This window comes from Solibacillus kalamii (genome assembly GCF_002174535.1).
Taxonomy (GTDB): Bacteria; Bacillota; Bacilli; order Bacillales_A; family Planococcaceae; genus Solibacillus; species Solibacillus silvestris.
In genome coordinates this window covers 88,397-110,874 of sequence record NZ_NHNT01000005.1, presented here as the reverse complement: position 1 = coordinate 110,874, position 22,478 = coordinate 88,397, and the positions used below count along the sequence as shown (strand labels likewise).

The following is a 22,478-nucleotide window of genomic DNA, read 5'->3' as shown; positions in this document are numbered from 1 at the left end:
TCCTAATCGATTAATGTCGTACCGGTTAACTTCTTCAACAGCTGTTTACTTGATTCATCAATATTCAAGTAGGTTATTTCTATATTTTTCGCTTTCAGCTGGTCCTTTACCTTCATTAAAGCACCGATTGCCGAATCATCCCACACTTTACATTGTGAAAAGTCGATTTCGATGGAAGAATGATCATTTTGAACCGATTTGAAATAGTCGATAAAGCCTTCCGTAGAAGCGAAGAATAGTTGCCCTTTGACAAAGTATGTTTTCCCTTGTTGTGAAATACTTACCCGTGAAATTTCGTTGACGAAAAACAGCGCACTGACAATAATACCGGCTACAACACCTAACGCTAAGTTATGTGTATACAGGACAACCGCGATTGTCAGAAGCATAACAAACACATCTTTTTTCGGTGCTGTCACAGCGTATTTGAATGATTGCCAGTCAAATTGGGTAATACATACAACAACCATTACACCGGCCAGCACCGGCATAGGAATTTGTACAACATAATCACCTAAAACGAGAATTAAAAACATTAAAAATACACCGGCTACAAAAGTGGAAAGTCGGCCGCGTGCACCGGATTTTACGTTAATGACAGACTGGCCGATCATTGCACAGCCGGCCATACCACCGAACAATCCGTTAATCACATTGGCGATTCCTTGTCCGCGTGCTTCTTTGTTTTTATCGCTCTCAGAAGCCGTCATATCATCCAAAATAGAAGCGGTCAGTAATGATTCGACTAGTCCGACAACAGCCAAAGCAAGTGAATACGGCAGAATAATCATCAACGTTTCTAAATTAAACGGTATATCTGGTATTAAAAATGATGGCAGCGATTGTGTAATCGTGCCCATATCTCCGACCGTATTTAAATTGAAGCCTGAATAAATGGCTACTGCCGATAAAATTACGACGGCAATAAGAGGGGCAGGGATACCTTTAATGACAAAAGGAATTGCGTAAATAAGAGCAATTGTCGCTAAAAGAAACGCCCATGTGACGATATCGCCGCCGATAAAGTGCGGTGTTTGGGCGATGAATACCAAAATTGCCAATGAGTTAACAAAGCCGATCATGACCGCATTCGGAATAAACTTCATCAGGCGTGCAATTTTCAGCATCCCAAATATGATTTGAATGATACCAGTTAAAATTGTTGCAGCGAGTAAATACTGCAATCCATGGTCTTTTACAAGTGAGACGATCACAAGTGCCATCGCTCCTGTTGCAGCGGAAATCATCGCAGGTCGACCACCGACAAAGCTGATTGTTACAGCGATGACAAATGAGGCATAGAGACCGACCATCGGATCTACACCGGCTAAAATAGAAAAAGCAATTGCTTCAGGGATGAGGGCCAGTGCGACAACAAGTCCTGCCAGCACATCTGAGCGTACATTCCCAAACCATTGCTCACGGATATTGTACATATATTGTGTAGCTCCTTTTAAATATTCTTCTACTATAATAGCATGCAAACAATGTCGAGCAATAGCAACATTATGATGAAATTTAATTTACTCAAGATAATTTCCATGTGTTAATACCTAGTCATCGTTTTGTCGATTAAGTATGAGGAACCAATTATTTCGTTTTTCGTAATTACTTGTCCGTGTTGAAATCACTGCGTTTATAATAGAATAACAATGTTTGTAAAGGAGTGACCCGTATGACTGAGCGATTCAGCGAACAGCTAAACAACTTTGATGAACAAAATCCGTTGGAACAATTAATTGAACGGCTAAAACCTTTGCATAGTATTCTGTCTCAAAATAGTTATGTAAAAGATACGACTACCCGTTTAAAAAGGATCATTGATGATGCGGACAGTCAGCCAATCGTCCTCTTTATCGGAAAAGAGCGGGTTGGGAAAACGACAGTAATCAACAGTTTAATCGGCAGAAATCTGCTGGAAGACCGCCCTTCAGAACCAACGAGGACAAATACATTTTTGAAATACGGTGATGAGGAATATATAAAAGCTGTTTTTCTGAATGGTATGGAAGTAATATTTGATATTGCCAACCTCTCGCTATTTACTATTTCAAATTCAGAAAGTGCGCAAATAATTCGTAAGCATCTGGATTATTTGGAAGTGTATATAACGTGTGAGTTATTAAAGAAAGTGACCATTGTCGACTCGGTAGCGCTGGAAACAGGCGCAAACAATACCGCCTACTTTTCACCGGCATTATTACAGCGTTGTGATGAAGTATTCTGGGTGTTACAAGCGGGTTCACCTGCAACAGAAGCAGAAGTGAATTTTATCGAAAAACTGAACAAGACGGGGATAACGGCTCATTTAGTTGTAAACGGGATTGATCGGGTAGATGGGGAAGTGGAAGCCTTTCTTGAAGTGGAGAAAGAACGATACGGCTACTATATTGGGGAGGATGTACCAGTTTCTGCTTTACAGGCACAAGAAGCCCGTAAGACGAATAGTACACAGCTGCTCATTGATTCCCGAATAACACAGCTGTCACAACTCATGTTCCAGTTAATTGATAACAAACAGAAGAAGACACGCCATACGACGGAGCGGTTTTTACAATGGCTTGAACGAATGCGAGTGGAAATGAATACAATTCCGGCAAGAGAACCGTATGTATCGGCGTTTGAATATATCGTACAGCATCAAGTCGATCTTCATATTGATGCCGCTCAATTACAACAGGATAAAGCGCTTATTACTTCCTTTGAAAAACAATATGAAACGGTCAGTAAAGTATTCAAAGAAGTACAAACGCTTTTTCAACTGTTGCAGACACTGGAAAGCTATTCCTATCTACATGATCCCGTCGTGGACATGTATGAGGAAAAGGCAGCGCTTTATCAAAAAAATGTACGTGATTACCGAAAATTGCATGTAGATTACATGATGGAATATGGGCAACTGGAAAAGCTATTCAAAAAGCAAACCGGGATGTCGCTTGCATTTCCATTGGAAGAGAGTGAACTTTCGTCGATAGTGTCCGAGCAAATTCAAACGTTGAATAGAATCCGGACAGAATGTGAACAGAAATTGATGTCTATTAAAAAATACGAACAATTTATCCTGGAAAAACTGGATTCAGTCCAAATCCGTCTGAACGATCTGACAAAAAAGCAACTGACAACAATACGCAATCAGGTGAAAGAACTGGAAGCCCAACAAATTCGCAAACAGTCCAAAATGATATCGTATGCGAATAAACTGGCGGAATTCAGCTGTATGGCGGAAGCACAAAGCTTTTTGAAAGATGCGATAGAGCCCCTTTTATTGGAAAGAGTGCTGCCGATTAAAAAGCAGGAAGAAGCGTACATCCGACAGACGATTGATCATATTATGACGGTAGATTTTTCATATGAAGCCCCAGCAGTAGCAGACTCGGGTGAAATGCTGGCACAGCTGAATTTGAAAGAGAAATACCCCCTGTTTGAGTTGCGGTTATCCGAAGAAGATATTGTATCGGACATTCCGGAATTACCGGGAATAATCGAAATCTAAAAAAATGGCTGCGCGGGAAATTCATCCCGCGCAGCTATTTCCATGTGATACCCCCTCTACGGTTTCCTTACAAACAATAGCCTTTCCAATACAACTGTTTTATGAGAAAATTGTACTCGCAGAAAGGAAGTATTTAAATGAATACAATTTTTAAACCGCATGATGAATGGGAACCATATATTGATATCGATCAACATGGTAAATTAACTTTATCAAATATTGAGTTTACAACAACGAACTTATGTAATATGAGATGCTCGCATTGTGCAGTAGGCTATACATTACTAACGAAAGAGTTACCGGCCATTCCGGCAGACGAAATCATCCGTAAATTGGATGAAGTTGAAACATTACGCACGATGAGCTTTACAGGCGGGGAACCTTTATTGACGAAAAAGGGAATTAAAGATAATCTGTTACCATTATTGAAATATGCGAAAAGCAGGGGGATCAAGACACAGATCAACTCCAACCTCACTTTGCCGATGTCACATTATGAGCTGGTTGCTCCTTATTTAGATGTCATGCACATATCGCACAACTGGTGTGATGAAAAAGAATTTGTTGAAACAGGATTCGCTATGATGGAAAAAACGCCGTCAGTTGAATATAGAGGAAACTTATATCGTAATATTTTTGACAACGCAAGAGAACTGTCAAAAGGCGGTATGTTTGTATCCGCCGAAACAATGCTAAATCGTAACACAGTGCCATTTATGGAGAAAATTCATCATGAAGTGGCAAATGAAATGCTATGTAAGCGTCATGAGATTCATCCGATGTACGCCAGCGATTTTGCTGAAAGTTTAGAAACAATCGGTTTGGATGAATACAGAAAAGTGATCAATGAAATTCTCGATTACCGAAATAAAGATATTTGGGTATTATTCGGAACATTGCCATTCTATCCGTGCAGCCGTGATGAGCGTGATCTAGCATTAATCAACCGAATCAATAACGCATCAAATACGACAATGAGAAACGATGTAGATGGTCGTTCAAGAATGAATCTCAATATTTTCTCCGGTGATATTTCGGTTACCGATTTCTCGGATGACGGTCAGGCGTTCGGCAACATTAAAAATGAATCATTGACTCAGATTTACAAGAGATGGCTAGATTCAAATATTTCTAAATCGATCAACTGTCATTGTCCTGCGGTTAAATGCCTTGGGGCGAATGTTATTGTTAAAAATATGTATTACCCTGAGACAGAATTTGTCAGTGGGAGTATTAAATAAACCTCAAAAATCAGTTTACCCTTCAATCCAACATGGAATGGACGGTAAACTGATTTTTATTGTCCGCAAAAAAAACTACCTGCAACTGAAAAAAGTTACAGGTAGTAATGCATCTAACTGATTTCATCCAAATTCGATGAAATTTCGCTGTTATTTTCACTGTAAAACTTTGAACCGAACGAATTGTCGACCATTGTTTCGGACAGATAGATTTTCGAGAAGTTGACCGCTTGGATATTGAAATCAAATTTCGCATTTTGGATAATGCATTTCGAAGCATGGAGAACCGATTTATTTTGTACAAAAATATCGGATTCATGGCCTTCGATAATTTGTGTGGCGTTGACCTCCGCAGAAGATTCGGAGTCAATCCATAACTGAGAATACATATGATTGGAAATGAATGAATCTTGAATTAATGCTTCTGCATGGTTTTCAATAATTAAACCATTTCGTTCACCTTCCATCAACTCGCTGTTCTTTAATACTAGAGAGCTGTCATTGACGATGATTTGCGGCATTTTATGACAAGATATTTGGCTATCGATAATATGGACCGATGTATCTTTCATCGCCACAATCCCATTTGTCTCACCGCCGCTAATTTGGGTTTGTTGAATCGTGGCATTTGTATTGCCGACCATTTCAATTTGAATTCCTGTACCATCTTTAACAACCGATTCGGTTACTTCCAGTTCACATTGATCCATGACAAATATACTTTTACCGCCGACTAATTCACTTTGGTAAATCGTCACAGTACTGTTATTTTTCCCTGCAATATGCGCCAATTCATTGTGATTGAAATGGCAATTGTCCACAGAAGCCTTTGAATGATTGACCGCTAAAATGCCATTCCCTTTATTATGATGCACTGTTGTGTTTAAAAGGAATAATTCTGCCTCCATCACCGTTAGCGCTGCGTTTTTATGTCCTGTAATCGTACTGGAAACAATCGAACATGAAGCCCCTTTTTCCGTATAGACCCCAATCTGTTTGCCTTCCTGAATCGTCGCATCTTTTATTGTACAGATGGAGTTTTCGGTAATGAAAAGCTGCGGCAGCACATTATACGCAAACACCGTACTGTTGAAGTTTGCAATCGATTTTTCCTTTATATGAATGCCGACCCCTTGGCAACTGTACACTTCACAGTTCGTCATATTGAGTAAAGATTCAAGCAATAACTGGACATTTGCGATTTTATGGAAAGCAATCAATGAATTTTCGATCATTGCTTCCGAACCATCCCGTAAAATAATACCGGATTCGTTGCCGTATTGAATTTTGCAATCTGTTACGTTTAGGGAACTTTTTTGCATCCAGATTTGGGGAAGGTGATGGTGCTGTATAGCTGTTTTTATTAAATGAATGTTTGAATCGTCTGATGCATATATACCATTACCTTCGCCGTGCATTATTTCGCAGTCGTTCATTTCCAATAAGGCATGGTCTTGAATAATGAGCTGTGTGCCGGAATGATGCTGGACTTTTACATGGGTCAAATAAGCCTTTGCATGAGATTTCACCCAAAGCGCCTGGTTTGCTTTTGAGAGTGTACAATCTGTTAAATGAATTGTTGAATTTTCCGCTAATATATGGACTTTTCTATTATTTTCAAAATGACAATTTTCCAAATGGGCCTCACTATTGTATACCAACGTGACTGCCGCATCCGCTGCACCTATGAATGTTGTATTTTTGCATTGTAATGTCCCGCCGTTCAGTGCCAACAGAACATTTGTACGTCCACCTTGAATAACGCAGTTTTTTAATATAATTTTACCTTCGACGTAAATTTGCGTTGTAGGTTGAATTGTCATGTTCTCAAATGTGACGGTCGCACATTCAGCAATCACGATCGTTCCTTTTATACAGACCGTTGCATCATTTTGTGCGGTAATCGTTCTGTTTTCCTCAAAAGTTAAAGTTTCATTATATGTCCCGGATGCAACGATAATATCATCATGGTTGATTGTTCGATGCACCGCTTTTTGAATTGTTTTAATGCGTGAAAAAATTGAAGATGACACTCTTACTAACGCCATACGATTCCTCCTACAAAACATGCTATATGTAATATGTTCACGTAAAATAACAAAATTAATCATTTGTAACTAAAATTGTGTGGAAACATGAAAAAATTTTTTCCTATGCTCTTACTAAAATAGTGCAAAGTCGCCTGAAATATTCCTAGTTCTTTACAGGAAGAATTAAGACAAGCAAAGGTTTAAAAACCGTACAGGAAGTGTAACGTTATAAGTAGAGTATTACATAAACGTGCGGGTATACGGATTTACGAAAAAAAGAGGGAAAGGTGGTCAATCAATGTGTCAACAGCTGCAAACCATCCGTCAGCAACTGAATGAACGTTTTTATGATCGGGAAGAAGAGATTGAAGCATTATTAATTGCCTTATTATCACGGCAGCACCTTTTATTTATCGGACCGGCGGGGACAGGAAAAAGTGTGCTGTCGTCCATGCTTGGTTCGATTGTCGAGGGAAGTCATTGTTTTCAGCATTTATTGACACCATTCAGTACACCGGAAGAATTGTTTGGTGTGCTGTCTTTGAAAGATTTGGAACAGGGGATTTATAAACGAAATGTGACAAATATGCTCCCGGAAGCCCATTTTGCATTTATTGATGAAATCTTTAAAGCAAACTCTGCGATTCTGAATTCACTGCTCACACTCATCAATGAGCGGATTTATTATAACAACGGGGTTCCCATTGCTTCACCCCTTTTGACGATGGTCGGTTCCTCCAATGAATACATCGAAGAAGGGGAAGGACTAGAAGCATTATTCGACCGATTTTTGCTGCGCTATGAAGTGAATTATATCCGTGAAGAAGAAGCCTTTATTGCGATGTTAAAAGATGAAAGAAAAAAGGAAATCTCGAAAATAACATTGGACGAGCTGACCGAACATCAGCAAAGGACAGATAAGGTTGCCATTTCTGATACGATTTTTAAAGTGATCGCTAAAATAAGGCAGGCGCTTCATGATGAAGGGATTCGACCGTCCGATCGCCGTTTTAAACAGTCATTGTCGATTTTGAAAGCGAAGGCGTATTTAGACGGACGTACAGAGGTGATTCGGGAAGACTTGTCGATTTTGACGAATATTTTGTGGGAAACAATCGAACAAAAACCGTTAACAGAACAAATCATTAATGAAGTTGCCTTTGATACAGTAGAAGCGTTTATTCACAGGACATCGAACGAGTTTGAAATGATTATTTTAACAGCAAGAAATGCGATGCTTCAAAAATCCCCGCTTGCTAAATCGGAACTGAGTCAACTGCTCCTGCAGGGAAAAACATTATTTGTAGAAGTACAAAATATGAGCCGTCAAATCCCGAGCCGTCCGGAATTGCACAGTTTAAAAACGGAAATGCATAAACAATTGCTTCGAATTACTTCAGATGTCATCGGATTTTAAAGAATAAAGAAGGTGGGATGCTTCATGAGTGAGAACATACATGTAATCTACAGCCGAACAGTTTTTGAGAGCAGCACTGAGCAAAAGGCCCGGTTCAACGAATTGTTGAAAATGGCCACTTTATTGAATGACAGCTGCATCGCAGGTGAAAAAATTGTATCCGGCTTTACGAATATCATCGGAGATTGCTGGCATGCTTTCTATTATAAAGCGCCTGTAATAAATGAAAATGCAAAGCAACTGGACAAAGTGCAATATGATTTTATGAAAGAGCTGCTGAAAAATGAAGAATACAACCAATGGCATGCACTGACAAAAGGCGACGAGCTGTTGAGTGTCCTTACTTCCGTCAGCATTGCCGAACAGCTTCTTAAAAGCTTCCAATATTATGAGGAGCAAAAAAACCCATTTCAGATCGAGCAACTGGAAGCCTTTCAAAAGCAGCAACAAATACCCAGTGAGGCAGATGATTTACCGCAAAAAAGAGAGTATTTAAAACAGTTATCCAAAACATCCATCGGCATGATGCTTCAGGAAAATAAAAAGAACATCCATCAAACAAAAACTGCGGTCATGAAAGTAGGGACGATGGATGGAAAAAAATTGGAGCAAGTTCCTTTAAGCGATCAGTTTAAACTGGCAAAAATGATTAGCGAGCGAAAGGAATTGCATAAAATTGCCGAATTAGTCGGCCGTTTTAAAAAAATCGCGATAAAAAAGCAGAAAGCAAAACAAGCACAGACAATTCAGCATCACTCGGTTTCTTTTGGGCATGAACTGTCCCGACTACTCCCGGCAGAATTGGCCAACTATATGCTTGGACACAGCAAACTTGATTTTTTGAAGCGATTAAGCGAGCAGCAAACACTCGTTTTTAATAAGAAGGGAAAAGAGCGTCAAGGAAAGGGGCCGATTATTGTATGCATGGATGAAAGCAGTTCTATGACATCAATTAAAGCCCAAAGTAAGGCGTTTTGTATTGCGTTGCTGAACATCGCCAAAAAGCAGAGAAGAGATTTTGCGATTATTCCTTTTGCAACAAATGTTGGGGAAATTAAATTTTTCAGAAAAGGTCAGGCAAAGACGCAGGAGCTCATTCAGTTTAGTGACAGTTTCATCGGTGGCGGGACGAATTATGAGCTGCCATTGCGTGAAGCATTAAAACTTTTAAAGAAAAGTGAATTTAAAAAAGCGGATTTGTTGTTCGTAACGGACGGATCCAGCTTTTTACCGTCACGTTTTATTGAGGAATTTGCGCAAATAAAAAAGCAGAAACAGTTTGAATGTACTTCGATTGTATTAACAAATTTAATTAATACGGTCGATCTGAATGTTGTGGATCGGTTTTCAGATCGTGTTATTGAAGTAAATGAATTATTTGAAGCAGAAGATGCATTTGTTTTATAAAAAACGGGTATATTCAGAAGGTGTGCGTCTATTAGAAGAGCTTTTACCTAGTCAAATGTTGGCACGTCTCTTACAATGATGTTATGCATTTGGTAAGGAGGCGTCTTTTTGGTAGTGGAAGATTATGAGAAGTTTTTTGAAATGACGACGGAAGAGCGAAAACAATCGATTCAGGAGCACCCGTCGATGTTGAATGATTTACTGGGAACAATCGGTCATGAAGAAGCAGCAATCCGTGACCAGCTGAACTATCGCCTGTTCATCATGCTGTTATCGGAGAATGTACTCGGCGAAACCGTTATTACCGAATTTGTGAGCAAACTTTCTTCAACTGACGGTTTACTTTTTAATATCGGTGAGAATGGGACAAGTTCTGTTTTTCAGCGTTCCTATGCGGCTCTTTATTTAGCCGCAATCGTGAATGCCGATCGACAGCTTAACATTTTGACGAGTGAGCAGTTGGAGTTGCTTGCGCAAAATGCAGTGGCCCTGTTAGCGAAGGAGCAGGATTTGCGAAGCTTTGTCGATACAAAGTCTGGCTGGGCACATAGCATTACGAATACAACGGAGTTAATTAGCGCAATTATTGCACATCCGCTTTATCCGATTCGCTTTACGGCTCAAATATTGCAGGCAATACGCGCGAATATTTGGAAGGGCTATGTTTTTATCGATGACGAGGAAGAACGTTTCTGCAATATCATTCAGGCATTGTTAGCCAAAAATATTGACGAAGCACTTTTCATTGAATGGTTTGAACAGCTGTTTGACCAGCTGGAAATGGTCGCCTATGAGCGTGGCTATGATGCATTGTGGTTTAAAGCAAGAACAAACCAGCTGAACTTGGCAAAAACGATCTATTTTTATCTGAAATTTGCCAATCGGAATGAAAAACTGCGCAGTATCGTATCATCATTCATTCAGCGCTGGCTCAAATTAAACTAATCATTTTATTTTAGTACAATAATAAAATAATTTTTATTCAAAATTTTGTTCAGATTTGTACTAATAAAAATGCAATTTACAATGCATTAGAAATTTGTGGAGGAATACAGTGTGAGAAGAACTTTCTGACAAAGTAGGATTTCTAAATGTATTGCAGAAGAAAATGGTATTTCCGATAGGTCATAATTTTAACTTATCGCAAAAGATAATAATAATGCAATTTACTTATGTGTGAATGTGCGTTATTATTGACTGTGGAGAAAAGAGCTTTACAACCTTTTCAATTAAGAAAAACTAGGGGGAACACAACATGGCAAACTTACACAACAGTCGTTCTACTTTTGAAGTTAACGGTAAAACTTATAACTATTTCCGTTTAGCTGCAATTGAAGAAGCTGGTATCGCAAAAGTATCACGCCTACCTTATTCAATTAAAGTATTATTAGAATCAGTATTACGTCAATATGATAACTACGTAATTAAAGACGAGCATGTTAATGAATTAGCTAACTTCGGTAATCACAATGCAGATGCTGAAGTACCATTCAAGCCTTCTCGTGTAGTATTACAAGACTTCACTGGTGTTCCAGTAGTAGTTGACTTAGCTTCATTACGTTCTGCAATGAAAGAAATGGGTGGAGACCCAGCTAAAATCAACCCTGCAATTCCAGTTGACCTTGTAATTGACCACTCAGTACAAGTAGACAAATACGGTAACTCAGCAGCATTACAAGCCAACATGGATTTAGAGTTTGAGCGTAACGCTGAACGTTATAACTTCTTAAAATGGGCTCAAACTGCTTATGATAACTTCCGCGCTGTACCACCAGCAACTGGTATCGTACACCAAGTTAACTTAGAGTATTTAGCTCCAATCGTTCACGTGAACGAAACAGAAGAAGGTTTAGTAGCATTCCCTGACTCAGTAGTAGGTACTGACTCTCACACAACTATGATCAACGGTATCGGTGTTCTAGGTTGGGGTGTTGGTGGTATCGAAGCTGAAGCTGGTATGTTAGGTCAACCATCTTACTTCCCAATTCCTGATGTTATCGGTGTTAAACTAGTAGGCGAATTACCAAACGGTACAACAGCTACTGACTTAGCATTAAAAGTAACTCAAGTATTACGTGCTCGTGGTGTAGTAAACAAATTCGTTGAGTTCTTCGGACCTGGCGTACCTGGTTTACCACTAGCGGACCGTGCTACAATCTCAAACATGGCTCCAGAATACGGTGCTACTTGTGGTTTCTTCGCAGTTGACGAAGAATCATTAAACTACATGCGCTTAACTGGCCGTGACGAAGAGCACATTGCTGTTGTTGAAGCTTACTTAAAAGCTAACGACATGTTCTTCAACCCGGACTTAGAGCCTGTTTACACTGACGTTTTAGAAATTAACTTAGCGGACATCGAAGCAAACCTTTCTGGTCCTAAGCGTCCACAAGATTTAATTCCTTTAACTGAAATGAAACGTGTTTACCGTGAATCAGTAGTAGCTCCACAAGGTACTCAAGGTTTCGGTTTAACAGAAGAAGAATTCTCTAAAACATCAACTGCTAAATTTGCAGAAGGTGACGTAGAAATTCCTGCAGGTGCTGTAGCAATCGCTGCCATCACTTCTTGTACAAACACATCTAACCCATACGTATTATTAGCTGCTGGTTTAGTTGCTAAAAAAGCGGTTGAGTTAGGCATTAAACCTGCTAAATGGGTTAAAACTTCATTAGCTCCAGGTTCTAAAGTAGTAACTGGTTACTTAGAAGAATCAGGTTTACAAGACTACTTCGACCAAATCGGTTTCAACACAGTTGGTTACGGTTGTACAACATGTATCGGTAACTCTGGTCCGTTATTACCAGAAATCGAAGATGCAATCAAATCAAACGATTTATTCGTAACTTCTGTATTATCAGGTAACCGTAACTTCGAAGGTCGTGTACACCCATTAGTAAAAGCTAACTTCTTAGCTTCACCACCATTAGTTGTTGCTTACGCTTTAGCGGGTACTGTAGATATCGATCTACAAAAAGACGCAATCGCTGTAACTCCAGAAGGCAAAGAAGTATTCTTCGCTGATATCTGGCCATCAACTGAAGAAGTTAACGAAGTATTAAATAAAGTTGTAACTCGTGAATTATTCCAAAAAGAATACGAAACAGTATTCACTGCTAACGAAGCTTGGAATGCAATCGAAACTTCAACTGAAAACTTATATACTTTCGATGAAAAATCAACTTACATCCAAAACCCACCATTCTTCACTGGTCTTTCTAAAGAGCCAGGTGCTATCCAAACATTAGCTGGAATGCGTGTAATGGCTAAGTTCGGTGACTCTATCACTACTGACCACATCTCTCCTGCAGGTGCAATCGGTAAAGATACACCAGCTGGTAAGTACTTAATCGAAAACGGTGTTGCAATCCGTGACTTCAACTCTTACGGTTCTCGTCGTGGTAACCACGAAGTAATGATGCGCGGTACATTCGCAAACATCCGTATCCGTAACCAAATCGCTCCAGGTACAGAAGGTGGTTTCACTACTTACTGGCCAACAGGCGAAGTTGAGTACATTTACGATGCTTGTATGAAGTACAAAGAAGCAGGTACTGGCTTAGTAGTATTAGCTGGTAACGACTACGGTATGGGTTCATCTCGTGACTGGGCTGCTAAAGGTACATTCTTACTAGGCGTTAAAACTGTAATCGCACAATCTTACGAGCGTATTCACCGTTCTAACTTAGTAATGATGGGCGTATTACCATTACAATTCATGGCTGGCGAATCAGCTGAAACTTTAGGATTAAAAGGTGACGAAACAATCGACGTTAACTTAACTGACAATGTTAAACCACGTGATATCCTAACTGTTACTGCAACTTCTCCAGAAGGAAAAGTAACTGAGTTCAAAGCGTTAGCTCGTTTCGACTCTGAAGTAGAAGTAGATTACTACCGTCACGGCGGTATCCTACAAATGGTATTACGTGCTAAAGCTGCACAACAATAATTCCATTCGATAACTTTAAAGACAAAGTCAATTTTTATTGGCTTTGTCTTTTTTTGTGCCTTTAGTATGAAATTTTTTGTTAATTAGAAGTAAAATTTTCCGGAATATGTGGAAATTTTTATAATATTTCGTTACTATCAAAAGGTAGGTTAAAATTTTGTAGGGGGTCTTTTGATGAAGAAAAAGAGAATGTATTCAGCAACAGCTTTAGCAGCATTTACGGCAGTAGCTGTAGGCGCAACAGGTGTTATGGCAGAAGAGACAATTTTTACGGATGTTAGTGCTAGCCATCCATATGCAGAAGGGATCAATTCTTTAACATCTGCAGGTATCGTAAAAGGATTTGGAGACGGTACATTTAAACCGGATGCAACGGTTACACGCGGACAAGCTGCGAAAATGATTGCTGGCGCTCTTAAACTAGATACAACAAATGTGAAAAATCCTAACCTTAAAGATATTAAAACGTCTAACCAGTATTATAGTCAAATAGCAGCATTAGTGGCGACTGGTTTTGTAAACGGTTATGAAGACGGTACATTCCGTACAGCGGATAAAATTACACATGGTCAATTGGCTAAAATTTTAACGAATGTATCAGCGGTATACCCGATTGATGCAAAGACTTTATTAACAGAGGCTAAAGTAGTATTCAATTCTACTAAACAACTTACACGTGGCGAACTATCAAGTGTATTGGCAACTATGATGGCTGCAGCTGCTCCAGCACCACAACCGGAACCGGAAACAAATAATTATAAATTATCGATCATGCATGTAAACGATACACATTCTCGTGTAGAGGCGCTTCCAAAATTAATGACGGCTGTCAATGAACAGCGTGCGAAAACACCGGATGCGCTATTATTGCATGCAGGTGACGTTTTCAGCGGAACTTTATACTTCAACGAATTTGAAGGACAAGCAGATCTTCCATTTTTAAATGCATTGAAATTTGATGCGATCACATTAGGAAACCATGAATTTGACTTAGGTTCTTCACCAGAAGGACATAAAGCATTGGCAGAATTCATTAAAGCTGCACAATTCCCGGTTCTAACAGCGAATGTTGACTTTACAAAAGACAGCCTGTTTACAGGTATGTTCTCTGATTTAGTATCAAGCGAGCCTGAAAACGGCAAAATTTATGCAGGTATGATTAAAGAAGTAAACGGTGAGAAAGTCGGGATCTTCGGTTTAACAACAGCTGAAACAAAAGACATCGCTTCTCCAGGCAGTGTCGCATTTGAAAATTATATTGACGAAGCGAAAAAAGCGGTAAAAGCGTTTGAAGATAAAGGTGTCGATAAAATTATTGCATTAACTCATATTGGATTTGACGATAACCCTGCATATGATAATGATCAAATTCTAGCAAAATCAGTCCCTGGAATTGATATTATCGTAGGCGGTCACTCGCATACAGAGCTTAAAGAGCCATTCGTAGTGGATACGAACACAGTCGGCGAGAAAAAAGACGTAACGTTAATCGTACAAGCGAAAGAGTATGCTGGTTTCCTAGGAACATTGAATGTAGAATTTGACGAAAATGGTGTCGTTGTTAAACATGACGGTCAATTAGTTGAGATTGGTAAACTGGCTGATGATGCAGAAGGTTTAAAAATGCTTGCACCATTTAAAGAAAAAGTGGATGCTGTCTCTAAAGCAGAAATCGGGGTTAAGTTGACAGAAGATTTAGTGAGTCCTCGTAAATCCGATACAAGTGCAGTAAGTGTGCGTAACAGCGAAACAGTATTAGGAAACATCATTACAGACGGCATGCTGGCAAAAGCGAAACAGTATACGGATAAAAAAGTAGTGATGGCATTACAAAATGGCGGTGGTATTCGTGCTGCGATTCCGGCAGGGAATATTACGACTGGACAGGTTATTACAGTATTGCCGTTTGGTAATACACTGGCATTAATGGATGTTACAGGTGCTGAATTAAAAGCTGCATTTGAACACTCTGTAAAAAGTGCTCCAGAGGAAAATGGCGGATTCCTGCATATCTCAGGTGCTAAACTAGAATACGATTCTTCTAAAGAAGCGGGCTCTCGTGTCGTTTCATTGAAATACTATGATGAAGCAACAAAAGCATACGTAGATGTAGCGGACAACGAAACATACACAGTAGCAACAAATGCCTTCACAGCTAAAGGCGGAGACGGCTTCAGCTCGTTTGAAAAAGCATATGGCGAAGGCCGTGTAACAGACTTAGGTTTATCAGATTGGGAAAACTTAAAAGAACAATTACTATCAATGAAAGAAATTAAGTTTACTACTGAAGGCCGCATTGTTGATACAGCTGCACCACAAGAAAAATAATTCCATAATTAAACCACTAAATTGGGCAACCATTTAGTGGTTTTTTTATTTATTTTTTTGCAAAAAACATTATGGAAACTGAATTATTATTTTGATTACTAATAACAATTTAAATTAGAATATTCAGATAAATAAAGGGAGTCCTAAAATAGAAAATTATTTAGCGATTATTTTGTCCTATTTTTTGAATATTAATATGAACAAAATTCACGTACTAACAAGAAAATATTTACATTTTCTAGTAGAAATATGTAAAAACTTAGAATATATTATTGTATATACGCAATGAGTCTTTATTCATTCGTATAGGATTATTTTCATAAAAAAGGGGGGTTTTTATGGGGTCGTTTCAGTTGTTTGGGAAGGAATTGCAGTCACTGAAAAATCGCAAAGGTTTACTCATTGCATTGATCGGTGTCATGCTCATTCCGATTGTTTATGTAGCAGTTCTTCTGTCTGCTACATGGGGGCCGTACGACAATCTGGATAACTTACCGGTTGCATTCGTCAATAAGGATGCCGGAGGGGTTTCAGGTGGTCAAGCGATCAATGTCGGCAATGATTTAATGGAAACATTGAAAGAAAGTAACTCATTGGGCTGGCATTTTGTGACGGAAGAAGAAGCGATGGAAGGGCTGGATAAGCAGGAATTTTACTTAGTGGTAGAAGTGCCGGAAGACTTTTCGCAAAAGGTGACAACGGTTCTTGATGCAAATCCGCAAGTGCCGGAATTGCGTTACATTCAAAATGAAGGATTAAACTTCATGGGTGCGCAAGTCACGAACAGTGCTGTAGAAAAACTTCGCGAACAATTAGGGGACAAAATTACAGCGACCTATGCCAGAACAGTATTCTCCAGATTTACGGATATCGAAACAGGATTTGCTAGTGGAGCGGATGGTTCGAAGCAAATTGCAGATGGTACAGAGCAGCTGGCGGACGGGACGAACACATTGTTAACATCGTTGACGGAAAAATCGGCAGACATTAACAAACTTGCTGCCGGTGCGAAAACGGCTGATGCGGGGGCAGGTCAGCTTCTTTCCGCGATCAATGGTGGAACAGGCGATATTAATAAGCTAGCGTCCGGATCACGTCAAGTGGCATCTGGTGCGACACAGTTAAAGGGCGGCTCACAGCAAGTGTTAGCGGGTCTTAATTCATTAAAAGGCGGTTCAACGGAAATTTATACAGGCTTACAGAAATTGCAGCCCGGTTCTGAAAATCTTCTGAATGGATTGCAGCAGCTTTCAGCAGGAGCAAATCGGTTTTATGCTGGCATCGCTCTAGGGGACGGCACGCAGGGGAATCCAGGGTTGGCAAAAGGCTTAAACCAGCTGGCGACCGTATTGCAGTCAAAACAGGCGGATATCGAACAAATGGCACAAGGTGCAGCATTACTGCAAACATTGGCGCAAGCACCTGGCATGGAAGCATACCGTGAAAATTTACTTGCTTTAAGTGCAGGTTTAGGAGAGCTTGGTACCGTTTATCCGGTTGCCGTTCAAAGTGCTAATGCATTAAGCAATGGTGCCAACCAGATGGCACAATCAATGCCTGCATTGACAGCCGGAATTGAAAACGCAATTGCCGGTCAGAAAACGATTGTATCCGGTATTAGTTCATTAACAGCTGGACAAGGGCAGGCAGTAAAAGGAATCGATGCGCTCGTTGCAGGACAGACAGCGGTCGTTTCAGGTGCATCTACTTTAGCGGGTGGTGCTTCCCAAGTAGCAAATGGTAACGCATCGCTAACAAGTTCATGGAACAAATTAGGCGCAGGTGTTTCCAGCCTGAAAAGCGGGTTGACACAAATCAGCACTGGTAATGAAACCGTTGCAGTCGGCTGGAAAACAATGACAGAAGGTGTTACTTCATTAAATGATGGTGTCAATCGTCTTCAGGCAGGTTCATCGGAATTGGTGACTGGTTTGGAAGGTGGTCGTGAGCAAGTGGCGGCATTACGAATTACCGATGAAAATATTGCAATGTTCTCTTCACCGGTCACGTTGGCAGGGGAGAAGGTTAATGCTTATGAATATTACCGCGATTCAACAGCTCCGTATATTTTATCGTTGGCATTATTTGTAGGTATGCTTGTGTTGTCCATGTTTGTGGACTTTAAAAAGCCGGCTGTATTGCCAAAGTCTGCTGTAAGCTGGTTTGTCAGTAAATGGTTGCAATTAGCACTGTTTGCTACAATTCAGGCGGTATTGGTTACAGGATTTACATTAGTCGTATTACAGCTATCGGTAGATCATGTAGTCCAGTTTATTTTATTCGGGATTTTTGTCAGCATTGTGTTCATGTCAATTATTTTCTTCCTTGTATCGGTTGCAGGCAATATCGGCCGATTTATCGCACTTGTACTTGCTGTTGCACAATTATCGATTACAGGTTCGAATTTACCGATTCCAATGCTGCCTGAAAATTTACAGGCTGTAAGTGCGTATTTACCGTTTACGTATTCAATTTCAGGATTCAAATCGGTTATTTCATTGGGTGATCTATCAATGTTATCATCGAATGCTTTAGTCCTTGTCATTTATTTAGTCGCTGCTTCTGTATTGGCACTGATCGCGTTTATCGTAAGCTACAAATCACTTACGACGAAGTATACGCCGGAAGTACAGCCGACTGCATAAAATAAGACCCGTCTTCTCTCAAATCAGAGAGGAGACGGGTCTTACTGTTATATTAAAATTCTACGTGAGCAATCATGCCTTCTTCATCATCAATAGCAAGTGAAATACGGGCTGACATTGAATCTCGGCCAAGCTGCTCGTCAATATACAGACGAAGTGCCATAATGAAATTTACAGAGTTGTAAACGTCTAGCTGTCCATTGTAGAAAGCTTCCGCTGAATAACCCGCAATATCATCATACATCAGCTCCACTTCCACATCTTCAGGTGCTGTGTTTTTAAATTTTGCATGGAATAGACAAACGGCATTAATTAAATCTTGTTCAAGTAATGTTAGTTTTTCCACGAATCCGTAACCTCTTTATCTTTTTTGCGTTTGATCAACTGGTAAATCTTCACTAGGAAGAAGACAATTGCCGCAATTGCTGCTACGTTGATTAACAGACCTAAAATGTTACCTAACATACCCATGCCGGCAAACATGCTACCGAATAATAAACCAGCTAAACCACCAAGCATTAAGCCTTTCATTAAACCGCCTTTGTTTGATGAAGCTGTATTTGAATCATTCTTTTTCGTTGTATTGTTATTTTGTTTTGTTGTTGTCGGGTTTGTTGCATCGTTGTTGTTTTTCTGAATATTAGAATTGTTATTGTTGCTGTTGAAGCCTTTTTTCCCAGATTTGTAACCTTTTGCTTCAACTGACTGTGCATCATTAGCAAATAAAATCGTAGTCCCTACACTTGAAAATACAAGTGTGAATGCTAATAAAATCGCTGATAACTTTTTCATGTTTTTCCCCCAATTAGTCTATTTTTTACTTTATCAGTATATCAAAAATTCACCTAAATAGAAAATGAAAACACTTTTATGTAAATAATACAAGCATCGCGCGAAAGATAACATTTCTTGTGAAAATAACAAAAAATATTGTATTCATAAAAATGAAACTGTATGATGAAATATAATTTAGACGAAAATTCTGAATTTACATCATGATGTAAATGAGCAATCGTCGAATAATTAACTTGGGGGAATGAATAATGAGTAAAATTCGCATTGGCATTGTAGGTTACGGGAATTTAGGTCGTGGTGTAGAAGCAGCAATCGGACAAAATGCTGACATGGAATTGGTAGCTGTATTTACGCGACGTGATCCTGCTACAGTTTCAATCCAATCACGGAACGTACCGGTTTATTTAGTGGAAGATGCACCGAATTACAAAGAACAAATTGATGTTATGATTTTATGTGGTGGTTCGGCAAAGGATTTACCTGAGCAAGTTCCTCATTTTGCGCAATGGTTCAACACGATCGACAGCTATGATACGCATGCAAAAATTCCGGAGTTTTTTGATGCAGTCGAAGCAGTGGCGCAAAAAAGTGACACAGTTTCAATTATTTCGGTTGGCTGGGACCCGGGTCTGTTTTCATTGAATCGTCTATTAGGTGAAACAGTACTGCCTGAAGGAAATACATATACATTCTGGGGAGACGGCTTAAGCCAAGGTCACTCAGATGCAGTGCGTCGTATTGAAGGCGTAAAAAATGCAGTGCAATATACATTGCCGATTAAAGAAGCGGTTAACCGTGTGCGCAATGGTGAAAATCCGGAGCTGACAACACGTGAAAAACATGCCCGTGAATGCTTTGTTGTATTGGCAGAAGGTGCAGATGCAGCAACGATCGAAAAAGAAATTAAAGAAATGCCAAATTATTTTGCGGATTATGATACGACTGTGAACTATATTACGGAAGCTGAATTTAAAGAAAATCATCAAGGTATGCCACATGGCGGATTTGTTATCCGTTCTGGTCAATCCGGCGAATCTGACAAACAAATTATGGAGTTTTCATTAACGCTTGAATCGAATCCGATGTTTACATCAAGTGTTCTCGTTGCCTATGCCCGCGCTGCATACAAATTGCACGCAAAGGGAGACAAAGGGGCAAAAACGGTGTTCGACATTCCATACGGTTTATTATCCCCAAAATCACCGGCCGATTTGCGCAAAGAGTTACTGTAATTTCCAAATGGGGCGTCGTCTAGTAAATCTAGGCGACGCTTTTTTATTTTTGCTAGACAAATCGTCGACAAAGTCTTTTCATTCAAGGTTTGGCAACGTAGAATAGAGAGGTTAAGTCTCTAAAATGACGGTTGTCCACTTTAGAGCGAGTTAATTCCCTAATGAATCTGAAATTACAGCAGATTTAAATGGTAAACAGAAAGGATGTTTAATGTGCAGGATAAGCGTTTTAAAATCGCACATAAAGAAGCACTGATCGGTGTCGTGCTTGTCATCATCAACTTTGCAATCTGGTTCGGATTTGCGTATGGGCTTGGTTCTGGTGACCCGCTTGAGTATGACTATGTATTCGGATTCCCGGCATGGTTTTTCTATAGCTGTATCGCAGGAACCATTTTCATGATTATTGCCATCTGGCTTGCAATGAAGCTTTTCTTCAAAGATATTTCACTTGAAGAGGAGGACGAACAAAAATGATACATTGGTCTGTGATTATTCCATTACTCATATTTTTAATCATCATTTTTGGCATCGGTATTTGGGCAAATCGCCAAGTCCGTACATCTAATTCGTTTTTACAGGAATATTTTTTAGGCGGTCGAGAAATGGGCGGTTTTATCCTGGCAATGACGATGATGGCGACATATGGCAGTGCCTCAAGTTTTATAGGGGGACCAGGAGTTGCCTATAATACAGGTCTTGGATGGGTTCTGTTGGCAATGGCACAGCTGCCTGCAGGTTATTTTGTTTTAATGGTGCTCGGCAAAAAATTTGCGATTGTGGCTCGCCGAATTGAAGCGATTACATTAATCGACTTTTTAAAGAAACGCTATGACAGCCATACCATAGTTATTTTATCGGCAATCAGCATCATCATTTTCCTTTTTGCTTCCATGACAGCGCAATGGGTAGGTGGGGCACGTCTGATTGAATCGTTGACAGGGCTTTCTTATACAAATGCATTGCTCATTTTTGCGGTAGCCGTATTGGCGTATGTAATTATCGGTGGTTTCCGGGCTGTTGCGTTAACAGATGCATTGCAAGGATCGATTATGATTGTAGGTACGGTCATCCTTCTTATTGCTACAGTCATTGCCGGTGGTGGTGTTGACACAATTATGCAAGGATTGGTTGCAGAAAATCCGAATTTTGTGACGCCATTTGGTGCGGAACAAAACCTGACACCATTGTATGTTTCAACATTTTGGATTTTAATTGGACTTGGTGTTATTGGTTTGCCACAAATCGCGGTTCGTGCGATGAGCTACAAAGACTCGAAAAGCCTACATAAAGCCATTTTAATCGGGACAATCGGAATCGGGACAATTATGTTTGGCATGCATTTAATCGGTGTATTTGCACGTCCGGTCATGCCGGGAATTGAAGTCGGCGATAAAGTCATGCCGCTGCTGACATTGGAAGTGCTGCCGCCGGTTCTGGCAGGAATCGTACTCGCAGCTCCGATGGCGGCCATTATGTCGACGGTTAATGCACTGCTGATATTAGTTAGTTCTACGGTTGTAAAAGATATTTATTTAAACTATATCAACCCGAAAGCAAGCGATGCACAAATTAAAAATCGCAGTTTCTGGGTGACAAGCATTATCGGGGGCGCGGTAGTTATTTTTGCCGTTAAACCGCCTGAGCTGTTAATCATGCTGAATTTGTTTGCGTTCGGCGGACTGGAATCGGCCTTTTTATGGAGTGTTGTATTTGGCCTGTACTGGAAGAAAGCAAATAAATACGGGGCCATCAGTTCGATGATTGTCGGCCTGACATTATATATTGTCATCTACCGTTTTGCGGAAAATATTTATGGCATGCATTCTGTAACAATTCCGATCATAGCTTCTCTTATCACATTTGTAGCAGTAAGTATGATTGCGCAAAAGGTGAAAAAAATAGAAGATTACCATTTTTAATAGCCAGAATCGTTTT

15 protein-coding genes are annotated in these 22,478 nt (G+C 39.8%); 11 read left to right on the top strand and 4 right to left on the bottom strand.

Annotation, left to right across the window (positions count from 1 at the left end; genetic code table 11):
• Window positions 1–2: 2 nt before the first annotated feature.
• On the bottom strand, window positions 3–1,436 hold the full coding sequence (locus CBM15_RS09505; protein ID WP_087617296.1) for a SulP family inorganic anion transporter: 1,434 nt from the start codon (window positions 1,434–1,436) through the stop codon (window positions 3–5).
• Window positions 1,437–1,675: 239 nt separating this feature from the next.
• Here CBM15_RS09505 and CBM15_RS09500 point away from each other — a divergent pair, with 239 nt between their 5' ends.
• Window positions 1,676–3,493 carry a dynamin family protein gene (locus CBM15_RS09500; protein ID WP_087617295.1) on the top strand — a complete coding sequence of 606 codons (1,818 nt, stop codon included), beginning with the start codon at window positions 1,676–1,678 and terminating at the stop codon, window positions 3,491–3,493.
• Between the two features lie 137 nt (window positions 3,494–3,630).
• On the top strand, window positions 3,631–4,734 hold the full coding sequence (gene yfkAB / locus CBM15_RS09495) for a radical SAM/CxCxxxxC motif protein YfkAB (protein ID WP_087617294.1): 1,104 nt from the start codon (window positions 3,631–3,633) through the stop codon (window positions 4,732–4,734).
• A 113-nt stretch (window positions 4,735–4,847) separates the two neighbouring features.
• Here the strand turns inward: yfkAB and CBM15_RS09490 are convergent, their stop codons facing one another.
• Window positions 4,848–6,782 carry a right-handed parallel beta-helix repeat-containing protein gene (locus CBM15_RS09490; protein WP_087617293.1) on the bottom strand — a complete coding sequence of 645 codons (1,935 nt, stop codon included), beginning with the start codon at window positions 6,780–6,782 and terminating at the stop codon, window positions 4,848–4,850.
• A gap of 280 nt (window positions 6,783–7,062) precedes the next feature.
• Here CBM15_RS09490 and CBM15_RS09485 point away from each other — a divergent pair, with 280 nt between their 5' ends.
• The 6 genes from CBM15_RS09485 (at window position 7,063) to CBM15_RS09460 (ending at window position 18,513) form a co-directional block, all read left to right on the top strand.
• On the top strand, window positions 7,063–8,181 hold the full coding sequence (locus CBM15_RS09485) for an AAA family ATPase (RefSeq protein WP_087617292.1): 1,119 nt from the start codon (window positions 7,063–7,065) through the stop codon (window positions 8,179–8,181).
• A gap of 24 nt (window positions 8,182–8,205) precedes the next feature.
• On the top strand, window positions 8,206–9,588 hold the full coding sequence (locus CBM15_RS09480; RefSeq protein WP_087617291.1) for a VWA domain-containing protein: 1,383 nt from the start codon (window positions 8,206–8,208) through the stop codon (window positions 9,586–9,588).
• A gap of 114 nt (window positions 9,589–9,702) precedes the next feature.
• Window positions 9,703–10,533 carry a DUF2785 domain-containing protein gene (locus tag CBM15_RS09475; RefSeq protein WP_239835832.1) on the top strand — a complete coding sequence of 277 codons (831 nt, stop codon included), beginning with the start codon at window positions 9,703–9,705 and terminating at the stop codon, window positions 10,531–10,533.
• Between the two features lie 310 nt (window positions 10,534–10,843).
• Complete coding sequence (gene acnA / locus CBM15_RS09470) at window positions 10,844–13,540, top strand: aconitate hydratase AcnA (protein WP_087617289.1); 2,697 nt, start codon at window positions 10,844–10,846, stop codon at window positions 13,538–13,540.
• Window positions 13,541–13,714: 174 nt separating this feature from the next.
• Complete coding sequence (locus CBM15_RS09465) at window positions 13,715–15,868, top strand: 5'-nucleotidase C-terminal domain-containing protein (RefSeq protein ID WP_087617288.1); 2,154 nt, start codon at window positions 13,715–13,717, stop codon at window positions 15,866–15,868.
• A 338-nt stretch (window positions 15,869–16,206) separates the two neighbouring features.
• Window positions 16,207–18,513: a YhgE/Pip family protein gene (locus tag CBM15_RS09460; protein WP_087617287.1), complete on the top strand. Its 2,307-nt coding sequence runs from the start codon at window positions 16,207–16,209 to the stop codon at window positions 18,511–18,513.
• A gap of 52 nt (window positions 18,514–18,565) precedes the next feature.
• Here CBM15_RS09460 and CBM15_RS09455 read toward each other — a convergent pair whose 3' ends face one another.
• Both CBM15_RS09455 and CBM15_RS09450 read right to left on the bottom strand, forming a co-directional pair.
• On the bottom strand, window positions 18,566–18,859 hold the full coding sequence (locus CBM15_RS09455) for a YxcD family protein (RefSeq protein WP_087617286.1): 294 nt from the start codon (window positions 18,857–18,859) through the stop codon (window positions 18,566–18,568).
• Window positions 18,847–19,305, bottom strand: a complete 459-nt coding sequence (locus CBM15_RS09450; RefSeq protein WP_087617285.1) for a hypothetical protein — start codon at window positions 19,303–19,305, stop codon at window positions 18,847–18,849. The genes CBM15_RS09455 and CBM15_RS09450 overlap by 13 nt, the downstream gene beginning before the upstream one ends.
• 251 nt (window positions 19,306–19,556) lie before the next feature.
• Here CBM15_RS09450 and CBM15_RS09445 point away from each other — a divergent pair, with 251 nt between their 5' ends.
• From CBM15_RS09445 to panF, 3 genes are all read left to right on the top strand, one after another.
• Complete coding sequence (locus tag CBM15_RS09445; protein WP_087617284.1) at window positions 19,557–20,540, top strand: diaminopimelate dehydrogenase; 984 nt, start codon at window positions 19,557–19,559, stop codon at window positions 20,538–20,540.
• Between the two features lie 204 nt (window positions 20,541–20,744).
• Window positions 20,745–21,017 carry a YhdT family protein gene (locus CBM15_RS09440; protein ID WP_193433777.1) on the top strand — a complete coding sequence of 91 codons (273 nt, stop codon included), beginning with the start codon at window positions 20,745–20,747 and terminating at the stop codon, window positions 21,015–21,017.
• The gene (gene panF, locus CBM15_RS09435) at window positions 21,017–22,462 is read left to right on the top strand and encodes a sodium/pantothenate symporter (protein ID WP_193433783.1); all 1,446 of its coding nucleotides are present in this window, start codon (window positions 21,017–21,019) and stop codon (window positions 22,460–22,462) included. The genes CBM15_RS09440 and panF overlap by 1 nt, the downstream gene beginning before the upstream one ends.
• Window positions 22,463–22,478: the final 16 nt, after the last annotated feature.

Coding starts and splice junctions, on each gene's coding strand:
- CBM15_RS09500 (WP_087617295.1), top strand. CDS start 1,676: ATGACTGAGCGATTCAGCGAACAGCTAAACAACTTTGATGAACAAAAT.
- CBM15_RS09445 (WP_087617284.1), top strand. CDS start 19,557: ATGAGTAAAATTCGCATTGGCATTGTAGGTTACGGGAATTTAGGTCGT.
- CBM15_RS09460 (WP_087617287.1), top strand. CDS start 16,207: ATGGGGTCGTTTCAGTTGTTTGGGAAGGAATTGCAGTCACTGAAAAAT.
- acnA (WP_087617289.1), top strand. CDS start 10,844: ATGGCAAACTTACACAACAGTCGTTCTACTTTTGAAGTTAACGGTAAA.
- yfkAB (WP_087617294.1), top strand. CDS start 3,631: ATGAATACAATTTTTAAACCGCATGATGAATGGGAACCATATATTGAT.
- CBM15_RS09505 (WP_087617296.1), bottom strand. CDS start 1,436: ATGTACAATATCCGTGAGCAATGGTTTGGGAATGTACGCTCAGATGTG.
- CBM15_RS09440 (WP_193433777.1), top strand. CDS start 20,745: ATGTTTAATGTGCAGGATAAGCGTTTTAAAATCGCACATAAAGAAGCA.
- CBM15_RS09450 (WP_087617285.1), bottom strand. CDS start 19,305: ATGAAAAAGTTATCAGCGATTTTATTAGCATTCACACTTGTATTTTCA.
- CBM15_RS09480 (WP_087617291.1), top strand. CDS start 8,206: ATGAGTGAGAACATACATGTAATCTACAGCCGAACAGTTTTTGAGAGC.
- CBM15_RS09490 (WP_087617293.1), bottom strand. CDS start 6,782: ATGGCGTTAGTAAGAGTGTCATCTTCAATTTTTTCACGCATTAAAACA.
- CBM15_RS09485 (WP_087617292.1), top strand. CDS start 7,063: ATGTGTCAACAGCTGCAAACCATCCGTCAGCAACTGAATGAACGTTTT.
- CBM15_RS09465 (WP_087617288.1), top strand. CDS start 13,715: ATGAAGAAAAAGAGAATGTATTCAGCAACAGCTTTAGCAGCATTTACG.